This is a genomic window from Rhodococcus sp. UNC23MFCrub1.1 (assembly GCF_000686025.1).
GTDB lineage: Bacteria > Actinomycetota > Actinomycetes > Mycobacteriales > Mycobacteriaceae > Rhodococcoides.
Genome location: NZ_JMLQ01000001.1, coordinates 669,663 through 682,479 on the forward strand (window position 1 = coordinate 669,663; position 12,817 = coordinate 682,479).

At 69.0% G+C, this 12,817-nt stretch carries 13 protein-coding genes; 5 read left to right on the forward strand and 8 right to left on the reverse strand.

What is annotated here, in order from left to right:
* Positions 1-69: 69 nt before the first annotated feature.
* Entirely contained in the window at positions 70-756 is a 687-nt protein-coding gene (locus tag BR07_RS0103265; protein WP_027504207.1) for a DUF2848 domain-containing protein, read from the reverse strand.
* A gap of 101 nt (positions 757-857) precedes the next feature.
* On the opposite strand from BR07_RS0103265, the gene BR07_RS0103270 reads away from it, so the two are divergent.
* The gene (locus BR07_RS0103270) at positions 858-2,219 is read left to right on the forward strand and encodes an MFS transporter (protein WP_027504208.1); all 1,362 of its coding nucleotides are present in this window, start codon (positions 858-860) and stop codon (positions 2,217-2,219) included.
* On the opposite strand, the gene BR07_RS0103275 is transcribed toward BR07_RS0103270, so the two are convergent.
* On the reverse strand, positions 2,216-2,857 hold the full coding sequence (locus BR07_RS0103275; RefSeq protein ID WP_027504209.1) for a GntR family transcriptional regulator: 642 nt from the start codon (positions 2,855-2,857) through the stop codon (positions 2,216-2,218). The two genes, BR07_RS0103270 and BR07_RS0103275, sit on opposite strands and share 4 nt — an antisense overlap.
* Positions 2,858-2,916: 59 nt before the next feature.
* Here BR07_RS0103275 and BR07_RS0103280 point away from each other — a divergent pair, with 59 nt between their 5' ends.
* Positions 2,917-3,714, forward strand: coding sequence for a carbon-nitrogen hydrolase family protein (locus tag BR07_RS0103280; RefSeq protein ID WP_027504210.1), 798 nt, complete (start codon positions 2,917-2,919; stop codon positions 3,712-3,714).
* 37 nt (positions 3,715-3,751) lie between these two features.
* Here the strand turns inward: BR07_RS0103280 and BR07_RS0103285 are convergent, their stop codons facing one another.
* Genes BR07_RS0103285 through BR07_RS0103295 form a run of 3 tightly spaced genes read right to left on the reverse strand, consistent with a single transcriptional unit; the run spans position 3,752 to position 7,009 of the window.
* Positions 3,752-5,059, reverse strand: coding sequence for a citrate synthase (locus tag BR07_RS0103285; RefSeq protein ID WP_037183979.1), 1,308 nt, complete (start codon positions 5,057-5,059; stop codon positions 3,752-3,754).
* 52 nt (positions 5,060-5,111) lie between these two features.
* Positions 5,112-6,038, reverse strand: coding sequence for a carbohydrate kinase family protein (locus tag BR07_RS0103290; protein ID WP_027504212.1), 927 nt, complete (start codon positions 6,036-6,038; stop codon positions 5,112-5,114).
* Positions 6,035-7,009, reverse strand: a complete 975-nt coding sequence (locus BR07_RS0103295; RefSeq protein WP_027504213.1) for an aldose 1-epimerase family protein — start codon at positions 7,007-7,009, stop codon at positions 6,035-6,037. Before BR07_RS0103295 ends, BR07_RS0103290 begins: the two co-directional genes overlap by 4 nt.
* A 53-nt stretch (positions 7,010-7,062) precedes the next feature.
* On the opposite strand from BR07_RS0103295, the gene BR07_RS0103300 reads away from it, so the two are divergent.
* Positions 7,063-7,809, forward strand: a complete 747-nt coding sequence (locus BR07_RS0103300) for a CPBP family intramembrane glutamic endopeptidase (protein ID WP_231476153.1) — start codon at positions 7,063-7,065, stop codon at positions 7,807-7,809.
* Here BR07_RS0103300 and BR07_RS0103305 read toward each other — a convergent pair.
* Complete coding sequence (locus BR07_RS0103305) at positions 7,796-8,494, reverse strand: TetR/AcrR family transcriptional regulator (protein ID WP_027504215.1); 699 nt, start codon at positions 8,492-8,494, stop codon at positions 7,796-7,798. The genes BR07_RS0103300 and BR07_RS0103305 overlap by 14 nt on opposite strands.
* A 98-nt stretch (positions 8,495-8,592) precedes the next feature.
* On the opposite strand from BR07_RS0103305, the gene BR07_RS0103310 reads away from it, so the two are divergent.
* Positions 8,593-9,510, forward strand: a complete 918-nt coding sequence (locus BR07_RS0103310; RefSeq protein ID WP_027504216.1) for an NAD-dependent epimerase/dehydratase family protein — start codon at positions 8,593-8,595, stop codon at positions 9,508-9,510.
* Here the strand turns inward: BR07_RS0103310 and BR07_RS0103315 are convergent.
* The gene (locus tag BR07_RS0103315; RefSeq protein ID WP_027504217.1) at positions 9,501-10,763 is read right to left on the reverse strand and encodes an MFS transporter; all 1,263 of its coding nucleotides are present in this window, start codon (positions 10,761-10,763) and stop codon (positions 9,501-9,503) included. The two genes, BR07_RS0103310 and BR07_RS0103315, sit on opposite strands and share 10 nt — an antisense overlap.
* A complete protein-coding gene (gene pdxH / locus BR07_RS0103320) occupies positions 10,760-11,371 on the reverse strand; it encodes a pyridoxamine 5'-phosphate oxidase (RefSeq protein WP_027504218.1) in 612 nt (203 codons plus the stop codon). The genes BR07_RS0103315 and pdxH overlap by 4 nt, the downstream gene beginning before the upstream one ends.
* A gap of 143 nt (positions 11,372-11,514) precedes the next feature.
* On the opposite strand from pdxH, the gene BR07_RS0103325 reads away from it, so the two are divergent.
* Positions 11,515-12,636 carry a citrate synthase 2 gene (locus BR07_RS0103325; protein ID WP_027504219.1) on the forward strand — a complete coding sequence of 374 codons (1,122 nt, stop codon included), beginning with the start codon at positions 11,515-11,517 and terminating at the stop codon, positions 12,634-12,636.
* The last annotated feature ends 181 nt before the right edge of the window (positions 12,637-12,817 follow it).

Sequence of the window (12,817 nt, forward strand, 5' to 3'; positions counted from 1 at the left end):
ATGAACTCCTGTAGTCGACTGATACCGAACGACGATGTCCTGTACCGATCGACTGTAACGTGACTGCGCTCAGCCTATCGGGGACGGCATGGCGACGGTGCGGTAGGCGCAGGTCAGAGTCCGATCGGTCGCCGGGTCGCGCAGCTCGACCTTCCACGCGCTCGCGAACTGGTCCACCCCCGGAACCATCGACACCGTGCCGGACATCAGCACCGTGCCCGCCCGGAAGAGCCCCCGCTCGGTGAGGACGTCGAGCCAGTGATCGGGCGAGAGCAGATCGCCCAGAGTGCCGTCCTGGATCAGGGTCTCGTCGTCTCCGACCCACGCGCGCAGCGTGATGTCGTCGAGGCGGTCGGCCACCTCCGCGAGCCGCCAGGCCCCGGTGCCGAGCACGTCGGGTGAGGCGTTCTTGCTCCACGCGACGCTGTGCACCTCGAGATCGCGATCGGTGTGGTCGCACGCGACGGTCAGCAGCACGTCGTCGCGGGTGGGACCCGTGATCACCAGTGCCCACTCCGCCTCGCCCGAGGTGTGTCCGTGCTGGACGTGCACCTCGGAGGTCTGCTGTGCCAGGTAGGGCGAGATGGGGTACATCGCCGGAATGGTGGTCGGTGCGGGAACGCCGAGCTCGGCCAGTTCGGCGATGTGGGACGCGACCTCGGCCTGGTCACGGCCCGCGTACCCGGCGTTCAGGAGTGTGGTCACGGTGACCGACTCGGTGGAACCGTCGGGAAGTTCGAAGGTCAGTGTCGTCATCATTTCTCCTGTTACTTCTCTGTTTCGGAAGCGCTCGAGGGGTTGCGCATACGTCTTGTATACAGCAAGTATATGAACCACGACACCCGAAAGGACATCCCATGGACGGCACGACACCCGACGGCCGAGGGGCGGTGCGTCCCGACCGGACTGCGCTGACCAAGGCTTTCGCTGCCAGCCTGACCGGTACGGCACTGGAGTGGTACGACTTCGCCGTCTACTCCGCGTCGGCCGCACTGATCTTCCCCATCATCTTCTTCCCGGAGAGCGACCCGTTGACGGGAACGCTGCTCGCGTTCTCGACCTACGCCGTGGGGTACGTCGCGCGACCGATCGGCGGGTTCGTCTTCGGCCGCCTCGGCGACGTCATCGGGCGCAAACAGCTGCTCGTCATCACGTTGTTGCTCATCGGCGTCACGACGTTCCTCATCGGACTGCTGCCGGGCTACGCGACCATCGGCGTCGCGGCGCCGATCATCCTGGTGGCGTTGCGGTTCGCGCAGGGCGTCGCCGTCGGCGGCGAGTGGGGCGGTGCCGTCCTGCTCTCGAGTGAGTACGGCAATCCGCGCAAGCGTGGATTCTGGTCGTCCGCGGCGCAGATCGGCCCGCCCGCCGGCAACCTGATGGCCAACGGCGCTCTCGCGGCCCTCACCTTCGCCCTCACCGAGGAGCAGTTCGAGTCGTGGGGCTGGCGCGTGGCATTCCTGCTGTCGGCCGTTCTGGTCGGCTTCGGGTTGTGGATCCGCCTGAAGCTCGAGGACACCCCGGTGTTCAAGGCGCTGCAGGAGAGCGGCGACCGACCCGCGGCACCGATCACCGAGGTGTTCCGCGAGCAGCGCCGCCCCCTGGTCGCCGCGATCCTCTCGCGCATCGCGCCCGACGTCATCTACGCCCTCTTCACCGTCTTCTCCATCACCTACGGCGTGCAGAAGCTCGGCTTCGTGCGCAGCGAGGTGCTCACGGCCATCCTCATCGGCTCGGCGTTCCAGCTGGCCACCATCCCGCTGGCGGGCGCACTGTCCGACATCGTGAACCGGCGACTGCTCTACGCCGTCGCCGCCGTGGGCGGCGTCGTGTGGGTGGCCGTCTTCTTCATCCTCATCGGCGGCAGCTCGTTCGGCATGCTCGTCCTGGGCGTCGTCGTCGGACTGACGTTCCACTCGTTCATGTACGGGCCGCAGGCCGCGTTCGTGACGGAGCAGTTCTCGCTGCGCCTGCGCTCCACCGGTGCCTCGCTGGCGTACACGATCGCCGGCGTCTTCGGCGGCGCGATCGCTCCGCTCATGTTCACGTTCCTGCTCGACCGCACCGACAGCTGGGTGCCCGTCTTCGTCTACATCATGGCGATGGGTGTGCTCACCGTCCTCGGCCTGGCACTCGGCCGTGGTCCCGATCCCGCGGAGGAGGAGAGCTACGTCGCGCAGAACCTCGGCGCCGAGCAGCTCTCGGCGCGGGAGAGCTAGCCGCGCAGCAGGATTCGCATGGTGACGTCCAGGTGTGCATCGATCTGCGCGGACGCCGCGGCCAGATCCCCCGAGGCCAACGCGTCGACGATCGCGCGATGCTCGGTGCACACCTGGCGCTTGCGGTCGGGAGCGCCGAACAGCGCGGACAACCCGGCACGCAACTGCCGAGCCCGCAGCCCGGCGTACGTCCGGGACAGCAACTCGCTGCCTGCGGAGTCGATCAGTTCCTGGTGGAACGTACCGTCGAGGTCGATGAAGGTTCGGGCGTGATCCTCGGCGGCACCGGCGGCCAGAGCCTCCTGCGACTCCAGAGTGGCCGTCATCGCCGCGATGGGTACGTTCCCGGCGTCGATCGCCTTCTCCGCGGCGTGCCGTTCGAGCACGCCGCGCAGGTCCATCAGTTCACCGATCTGGCGCCCGGACATCGGCGGCACGTACGCGCCCCGGCCGCGCACCATCTCGATGAGACCCTCGGACACCAACAGCAGCAACGCTTCTCGGACCGGGGTGCGCGACACCCCGATCTGCGACGCCAGCTCGCCCTCGTTCAGGAACGTGCCCGTGAACGCCGGTTCGGACAGCACGCGGTCGCGGAGATAGACATAGGCACGCTCGCGACCGGACTGTTCTTGCATACTGTGTGTATACCAGTCACGACCCTCGACACCCCGCACGCCGACGTCAGGAGCACCGCATGAGAATCAGCCTCGCCCAGATCACCGCGTCCCGCGATCCGAACGAGAACCTCGACCTGGTGCGCTCGTCCGTCCGTGACGCTGTGGACGCGGGCGCCCGGCTGTGCGTCCTTCCCGAGGCAACGATGCGCCGATTCGGCGGATCGATCGCCGACGTCGCCGAGCCGCTCGACGGCCCCTGGGCCACCGCGGTGCGCGAGATCGCCGACGACGCGGGCATCACCGTCGCGGCCGGCATGTTCACCCCGGCCGTCGGCGGTGACGAGCGGGTGCGCAACACCCTGCTGATCACCGGCGGGGGCGTCGAGGCGTCGTACGACAAGATCCACCTGTTCGACGCGTTCGGTTTCGCCGAGTCCGACACCGTCGCACCGGGAACCGAGCCGGTGGTCGTCGACATCGACGGCGTGGGTGTCGGCTTCGCGACGTGCTACGACATTCGCTTCCCCGGCCTCTTCCAGACCCTCGCGGACCGCGGCGCCCTGCTCACCGTCGTCGCCGCGTCGTGGGGCCGCGGCCCCGGCAAGGTGGATCAGTGGACACTGCTCGCCCGCGCCCGCGCACTGGACTCCACGACGTTCCTCGCGGCCTGCGGGCAGGCGGACCCCGCCGAGTCGGGTATCGAGATCTCGGGCTCGGCACCCGTGGGCGTCGGCAACTCGATGGTGGTGTCCCCCACCGGCCACGTGCTCGACCAGCTCGGCGCGGCGCCCGGTCTGCTCACGCTCGACATCGACCCGAACGAGATCGACGCGGTGCGCCAGAACCTGCCGGTGTTGGCCAACCGGAAGTTCTGACGCACCGCGTCGGGGGTGTCGCGAGGGGCGGGGCCGATCAGCGGCCGTCGATGCCCTCGTAGCCGCGCTCGGTGTAGCCCGTGTAGATCTGACGGGGGCGGCCGATCTTGGCGTTCGGGTCCTGGTGCATCTCCTGCCAGTGCGCGATCCACCCGGGCAGGCGGCCGAGGGCGAACAGCACCGTGAACATGCGCTCGGGGAAGCCCATGGCGCGGTAGATGAGACCCGTGTAGAAGTCGACGTTCGGGTACAGCTTGCGCTCGACGAAGTAGTCGTCGGACAGGGCGACCTCTTCGAGCTTCATCGCGATGTCGAGCAGCTCGTCGTTGGTGCCGAGCTTCTCGAGAATCGAGTGCGCCGTCTTGCGCACGATGGCCGCGCGCGGGTCGTAGTTCTTGTAGACACGGTGTCCGAAGCCCATGAGCTTGACACCGTCCTCCTTGTTCTTGACCCGCTTCAGGAAGTCGGCGCTGTCGCCGCCCTCACTCTGGATGCGGTAGAGCATCTCGAGGACGGCCTGGTTGGCGCCGCCGTGCAGCGGACCCCACAGTGCGTTGATGCCGCCGGAGATGGACGTGAAGAGGTTGGCGTCGGACGAGCCGACCAGGCGCACCGTCGACGTCGAGCAGTTCTGCTCGTGGTCGGCGTGCAGGATGAGCAGCATGTCGAGCGCCTTGACCATCTCGGGATCGGCCTCGTAGGGCTCGGCCGGGAAACCGAAGGTCATGCGCAGGAAGTTCTCGACGTAGCTCTTCGAGTTGTCCGGGTACAGGAACGGCTGGCCCACCGACTTCTTGTACGCGTACGCGGCGATGGTCGGCAGCTTGGCCAGCAGACGGATCGTCGAGAGCTCGACCTGCTCGGGATCGTTCGGGTCGAGCGAGTCCTGGTAGTACGCGGACAGCGCGTTGACCGCGGACGAGACGACGGGCATCGGGTGGGCGTTGCGCGGGAAGCCGTCGAAGAAGCGCTTGAGGTCCTCGTGCAGCAGGGTGTGCCGACGGATGCGGTCGGTGAAGTTCTCCAACTCGACGGTGGTGGGCAGCTCCCCGTAAATCAGCAGGTAGCTGACCTCGAGGAACGACGACTTCTCGGCGAGCTGGTCGATCGGGTATCCGCGGTAGCGCAGGATGCCCTCGGCACCGTCGATGTACGTGATGGCGGACTTGGTGGAGGCCGTGTTGACGAACCCACCGTCCAGCGTCGTGTACCCGGTGTTCGCGAGCAGTTTGCCCAGCTCGATACCGTCGTTGCCTTCGGTCGCTCTCGCAATGGTCATCTCGTGTTCGCCGCCGGGATAGATCAGCTTGGCGGTGGCGGCGTTGTCGGCATTCTCAGCGGGCACGAAGGGTCCCTCTCGAGCTCGGTGTAACGGAACTTGTGGTGTCTCGATAAAACTAGTCGTCGCCGACCTCGTCCGCCCAGGGAGGGTCCGCCCCCGGTCGTGACACGGTGATGGCGGCTGCCTTCGCGGCGAACGTGAGAGCCGCCGTCCAGGCGTGTGAATCGAGTCGCAGAAGGTCCGCCGACGAGCGCACGCCGTGCTCCGTCAGGTGGTGGAGCATCGCTCCGTGGACGGTGTCGCCCGCACCGATGGTGTCCGCGACCTGCACCGACACACCGGGAACGACTGTCTCGCCGGCCGTGGTGACCACCGACAGTCCGTCCCCGCCGCGCGTGACGACGACGGCCGTCACGCCCGCGTCCAACCAGTCTCGGACGGTGGTGCCCTGCGGCCCCTCCCCCAGCCATCCCGCGTCCTCGACCGACACCTTGAGGATGTCGATCGACGGAAGCCAGGTACGGAACCGGGCGCGGTAACCGTCGCCGTCCGTCATCGCGGCCGGGCGGATGTTCGGATCGAGCATCGTCAGGACCCCGGCGTCGTGCACCCTCGCGAGCAGCGCCGCGTACACGCTCGCGCCCGGCTCGTAGAGCAGCGACAGCGTGCCGAACGACGCCGCGGTCACCGACTCGGGGATGGTCGCAGGCGCCTCGACGAGTCGGTCCGCGGTGCCGTCGGCATAGAACGAGTACTCGGCGGCGCCGTGCGCGTCGAGCACGGTCAGGGCGAGCGTGGTCAGCTCCGGCCCACGCTGCAGCAGGTCGAGTCCCACCTTCGACGCCTCCAGCCACGCCACCAGGTCGCGGCCGAACGGGTCGCGGGAAATGCGGGAGAGGAACTGCACGTCCGCACCGAGGCGGCCGAGCGCGACGGCGACGTTGAACGGGCCGCCGCCCAGCTTCGGCGTCAACGCGGGACCACCGCCCTGGCGATCCGGCACCAGATCGACCAGCGCCTCGCCGCACACGAGGATCGTCACGAGGCGCTCCCGTCGTCCGCCCGGATGCCCCAGCTCCCGGTCCAGGTCTCCCCCGGCTCCAGCACGATCAGCCCCACCCCTGAGTTCAGCGCGTCCGGTGGGCACGTCATCGGTTCGATCGCCAGGGCGCGGCCGCGGTCCGGGTAGGCCTGATCGTGCGCCGGATCCGCCGTGAACACCTGCACCCACGGGAAGTTCGCGTCGGTCCACAGCACGGTGGCTGCGCTGTCCGGCGGCGTCAGGTACTGCCGTGCGATGCCGTCCGCGTCCGGGACGAGGGCACTGAACGGGGTGTCGAGCCAGACTCCGGCGAGGCTCCGCGCAGCAGCGAAGTCGAGGTCCGTGTCCTGCACGGGCACGGGGCCGCCGCTCGGCAGGTTGCGCTCGCCGTCGAGCGGGAGACGCACACCCGCCGAGAGTCGGAGCGTGCACTCGTCCAGGGGCGCATCGCCTGCGCGGACGAACGAGTGGACGCCCATGCCGAACGGCGCCGTGCGATCCCCGACGTTCGTCGCCGTGTGGGTCACGGTCAATCCGTCGTCACCGAGGCTGTGCCGAGCGGTCAGCTGCAGCGCGAACGGCCATCCCGGTTCGCCGCCGATGTCGATGGTGTGGGTGATCGACGAGTCGGACCGCTCCGCGACGTCCCATTCCCGTCGGCGGACGAGTCCGTGACTCGCGTTGTTCCGGGCCGGTTCGGTGATCTCGAGCTGATGTGTCTCACCGTCGAACATGAACCGGCCGTCGCGCGTGCGGTTGGGCCACGGTGCGAGAACAAGCCCCGCCGACAACGGGGGTTTGAGGGCGACCCGATCCCGACCGGCCTCCGGCCTGCCCGCGTCCCACGTCTCGGTGAGCCGCCGGCCGGCATGCTCGAGGGCTCGCAGTCCCGCACCGGTGGCGGCGACGTCGGCTCTGTACGCACCGTGGCGCAGCGAATGGGACAGGGCGGATGGCGCGTCGTCGACCATGGCAGCACGCTACCGCCCTGATGTGACGCGCCGTTCTCTGTACGGTGGATCGGGTGTCCACAGTCGTCGTCGCCACCGAACCGGTGACATCCCGCCGTTGGTTCGACAGGACCCTCGTCGACATCGTCGTGGTCGTCGCCGCCCTCGCGGTCTTCAACCTGACCGCACACTTCGCGCCCACTCCCATCGCGGTCGCCGCGGTGCCGGTCGGCGCCCTGATCCTGCTCGCCTTCGCTCGTGCGCGCGGCGTCCAGTGGAGCGACCTCGGGCTGAGCAACATCGGGCGCGGAGCCCGTCACGGCGCCGCTGCGGCCGGACTCACGCTGGTGGTGGTGGCCATCGCCGCCTCGATCCCCCTCACCCAGAGCGCCTTCCTCAACGAGCGGTACGGCGTCAACGTCGGCGCCACGCTGTTCGCGGCCCTCGTCATCATCCCGCTCCAGACCGTCATTCCCGAGGAACTCGCGTTCCGCGGCGTCCTGCACGCGAAGTTGTCGCGGTGCTTCGGCATTCGCGCGGTCGCCGTCATCGGCTCGCTGCTTTTCGGCCTGTGGCACGTGGCGTCCTCACTCGGCCTGACAGTGGGCAACGACGGGTTCTCCGCCGTGCTGGGAACCGGACTGTTCGGCCAGATCATCGGGGTGTGCGGCGCGGTCGCCGGGACCACCGTCGCCGGCTTCGTCTTCACCTGGCTGCGCCATCGCGGCGGGAGCATCCTCGCTCCCATCGGTCTGCACTGGGCACTCAACGGCGCCGGCGCGTTGGCCGCACTCGCGGTGTGGCACGTCACCTTCCACTGAGGTCGAGCGTCGCGGCGAGATTCCGCACGATGTCGGCGTAGAACGCGCCGGTGTCCTCGGTGACGCCGACCAGATGGCCGAAACGCTCGAACGACACCGCGCCGAAGACCGTGATCCACGCCGACAACGTGCGGGCCACCAGGTCGGTCGTCATCACGCCGCCGACGTCCTCACCGGTGGCCTGGCGATAGTGCTCCACGACGAAGTCGCGCGCCGCTGAATAGATGTCGTGCTCGATACGGACCGGCGGTGAGGACCGATGCGCATCGACGACGATGCTCACCACCACGAGAGTCGGGCGCGTGGCCGGACCGACGGTCGTCTGCGGCGCTCGATAGCCGGGCACGGGCGAGCCGTACAGCAGCGCGTACTCGTGCGGGTGCGCCGCGGCCCACGATCGCAGTGCGTCACAGACCGCGACCCAGCGGTCGACAGGCTTCCCACCCTGCGGATCCGCATCCTCGAGGGCCGCACCCAGCTCGTCGTAGCACTGCACGATCAGTGCCGTGAGCAGCTCGTCCCGGCTCGCCACGTAGCGATAGACGGCCGAGGACACCATGCCGATCTCCCGCGCCACGGCGCGCAGGGATAATGCCGCGGGTCCGATGTCGGCGAGCTGGGTCCGAGCTGCGCCGAGGATCGCGGCCATCGTCTCCGTGCGGGCGGTCTCCCGAGGCGTGGGCATGCCTTCACAGTAACCGAGAGCACCGCTCTTGACTTTCGAGAGCGGTGCTCTCATAGTTGTAGCGAGAGCGGTGCTCTCCACTACGGAAGGTGTTTCCCATGTCCGATCGTCACGTCGTCGTCGGGGCCGGCCCCGTCGGTACCCACGTCGCCCGCCTGCTCGCCGACCGCGGCTCCGAGGTCGTTCTCGTCTCCCGTCGCGGCACCACGGCCCCCGGCGTCACCTCCGCCACGCTCGACGCCTCCGACGCCGACGCTCTCAGCGCCCTCACGGACGGTGCCGTCGCGCTGTACAACTGCGCCAACCCGAGCGACTACACGCAGTGGCATCAGGTGTGGCCCCCTCTGGCGCGGTCGCTGCGCACCGCTGCCGAACGGACAGGCGCCGTCCTGGCTGTCACGGGCACCCTCTACCCGTACGGGCCCGTCGCCGACGGTGTCATGCGCGAGGGAATGCCCGACGCGGCCACCGACCACAAGGGTGTGCTGCGGGCCCAGATGTGGGCGGAGCTCGCCGACGCTCACCGCGCCGGTTCTCTGCGCGCCGTCGAGGTACGCGGATCCGACTACGTGGGAACGGGAGTGGGCGCGAACGGCCACGTCACGCGCCTTCTCCCCGCTGCGCTCGACGGCAAGGCAGTGTGGGCGATCGATGCGGCCGACGTGCCGCACTCGTTCACCGACGTCCTCGACGAGGCGCGGGCACTGATCGCCGCCGTCGACACTCCCGAATCATGGGGTCAGGTGTGGCATGCGCCGACCAATCCCGCTGTGACACTGCGGCAGGCGATCACCGACACACTCGCGGCCGTGGGCAGACCCCCGGTGCCCGTACGCGTCGTACCCCGCGTGATCACGCGGGCGGCGGGTCTCGCCGTACCGATGCTACGGGAGGTGAACCAGCTGTCCTACCAGCGCACCGCGCCCTACGTCCTCGACTCGACGCGGTCACAGCAGATGCTGGGCATCGAGCCCACTCCCTGGGCGGAGGTGTGCCGCCGCACCGCTCAGGTGTGAGCCGTGACGCGGTACTTGACGAAGGCCGGGATGGCGAGGGCCGCGATCATCACGCCGACGATGACCAGCACCCCGCCGCCCGCCGCCGCGGCCGCGGTACCCACCATGAAGGCGGCCGCGCCGTGCAGGACGTCGCCCACCCGCGGGCCGCCCGCGACCACCACGATGAAGACTCCCTGCAACCTGCCACGCATGTCGTCGGTGGCCACGGACTGCAGCATCGAACTCCGGAACGCGGCGGAGATCATGTCGGCGCCGCCGCCGATCGCCGGGAAGCCCAGCGCCAGGTACAGCGCCCACCCTCGCTGACCGACGGTCGCGAGCGCCACGGAGACGCCGAACCCGATCATCGCGCCGCCCCACACCACGATGCACGCGATCACCGCGACACCCTGACGCTGCACGCGCGGCAACCACCCCGAGAAGATTCCGCCCAGCACCGCGCCCGCCGACAGCGACGCGAACAGCAGTCCGAGGACGAGTCCACCCTCGGCCGGGTCACCGAACGTCTCGGTGGCCACCTCGGGGAACAGTGCGCGCGGCATCCCGAACACCATCGCGATGATGTCCACGACGAACGAGGCGAGCAGCACCTTCTGCGTCGCCAGGTAGGCGAACCCCTGGAACACCTCGCGCAGACCCGCGCGTCGGGACTCCCCCGTCGGCGGAATCTTCGGCAGTCGCGCGACTGCCCACAGGGTCACCGACAGCGCAATGGTGTCGAGCAGGTACAGCGTCGGCAGCCCGAACGCCGGAATCAACGCACCGGCCAGCATCGGGCCCGCGATGGCACCGAAGTTGAACACCGTCATGTTGAGTGAGTTGGCAGCGGGCAACTGCCGCAACGGAATCAGGCGCGGGATGATGGCGCTGCGCGTGGGTTGGTTCACCGCGAAGAAGCCCTGCTGCACGGCGAGCAGCACCAACACGATCCACACGTTGTTCAGCCCCAGGTGCGCCTGCAGCCACAGCATGAACGACGTCGCGCCGATCCCCACCGTGGTGATCATCAGCAGGGTGCGCCGATCCATCACGTCGGCCAACGCCCCGCCCCACAGCCCGAACACGACCAGCGGAACCAACGCGAAAGCACCCGCGAGTCCTACGTACGCCGAGCTCGACGTGATCTGGAAGATCTGTTGCGGCACAGCGACGACCGAGAGCTGGGCGCCGATGACCGTGACGACGCCCGAGGCCCACAGGCGTCGATAATCGGGATTCTGGAGAGGAGTGGTGTCGGCGAGAAGTCTCACGGTTGCAGACGTTCGACGCCGGACGCCGTGACCACCAGCCTGTTGTGCAGACGGTTGTTCCGGCCCTGCCAGAACTCCACGGACTCGGGCGCGATGCGGAGGCCGCCCCAGTTCGGAGGCACCGGCACGTCCTCGTTCTCGAACCTGTCCGTCACGTCGGCGAGTTGCTGTTCCAGATCCTGGCGCGATCCGATGGGGCTCGACTGCTGCGACGCCCACGCACCGAGCTGCGACCCCCGCGGCCGGGTGGACCAGTAGGCAGCCGTCTCGTCGGCGCTCACCCGCGTGACCGGTCCGCGCACCGTGAGCTGGCGCTGGATGCCGATCCACGGGAACGTCGCCGATGCGAAGGGCGTCGACTCGAGATGGCGGGCCTTCGCGGATCCGTAGTTCGTGTAGAAGACCACACCCGACTCCGACAACTCCTTGCACAGCACCGTGCGGGTCGCCGGTCGGCCGTCCGCGTCCACCGTCGCGAGTGTGATGGCATTCGGTTCCGGCAGACGCGCGTCGATCGCCTGCTGCAACCACACACGGGCGAGCGCGAGCCAGCCGTCGGCGAGGTCGCTCTCCTCGAGATCGTCGTCCCCGCCATACGCCACCCGCATATCCGCCAGGTCGATGTTCTCGCTCACCGCGCAGACGCTACTCCCGGAGTACGGTGCGGCCCGCGCTACCCACTAGGGTGCGGTGAGGTGCAGGTCCACGCACGAAAGCGGGGTCCGCGGACACAGGAGAACGAGGGATCTTCATGGCCCAGGAAACAGTGGTACCGGAGGGCTTCGTCGCCGGACTCGAGGGCGTCGTCGCCTTCACCACCGACATCGCCGAACCCGACAAGGACGGCGGCGCACTGCGCTACCGCGGCGTCGACATCGAGGACCTCGTCGGCAAGGGCGTCACCTTCGGCAACGTGTGGGCACTGCTCGTCGACGGACGCTTCGGCCCCGGACTGCCGCCCGCCGAACCCTTCCCCCTCCCCATCCACACCGGCGACGTCCGCGTCGACGTCCAAGCCGGACTCGCGATGCTCGCACCGATCTGGGGGTACGAGCCGCTCCTCGACATCGACGACGACACCGCCCGCGAACACCTCGCCCGCGCCTCCGTCATGGCGCTGTCCTACGTCGCCCAGTCCGCGCGGGGCATCTACCAGCCGGCCGTCCCGCAGACGCGAATCGACCAGTGCTCGACCGTCACAGAACGATTCATGACTCGGTGGAAGGGCGACCCCGATCCCGCCCACACCGAGGCCATCGACGCCTACTGGGTCTCCGCCGCCGAGCACGGCATGAACGCCTCCACCTTCACCGCCCGCGTCATCGCCTCCACCGGAGCCGACGTCGCCGCCGCCCTCTCCGGAGCCATCGGCGCCATGTCCGGGCCGCTCCACGGCGGCGCCCCCGCCCGCGTGCTCCCCATGATCGAGGAAGTCGAGAAGTCCGACGACGCACGGGCACTGGTCAAGGGCATCCTCGACCGGAAAGAGAAGCTCATGGGCTTCGGGCACCGCGTCTACCGCGCCGAGGACCCCCGAGCCCGCGTCCTGCGCGCCACCGCACAGCGCCTGAACGCACCCCGCTTCGAGGTCGCCGCCGCCCTCGAGCAGGCCGCACTCGCCGAACTGCGCGAACGCCGCCCCGACCGCGCCATCGAGACCAACGTCGAATTCTGGGCCGCCGTCATCCTCGACTTCGCCGAAGTTCCCGCGCACATGATGCCCGCCATGTTCACCTGCGGCCGCACCGCCGGCTGGTGCGCCCACATCCTCGAACAGAAACGCCTCGGCAAGCTCGTGCGTCCCGCCGCCATCTACACCGGTCCCGCACCGCGCTCCCCCGAGAGCGTCGAGGGGTGGGGCACCATCGCGTGAGGTAGGTGGGGTGCCCAGTTGCTGGGTGCCCGGGTTTCCGCCGCGCGCACCGCACGGTGTTTCGCGCATTTCTCGTCCTGCGCGCGTAGCCGAGCGGTGCGCGCGGGGCAAGGGGCGGGCGCTCGAACCCGGGGATGACGGCCGACTGTGGACGGCCGCAGCGCGGGCGACCGACTCGTGC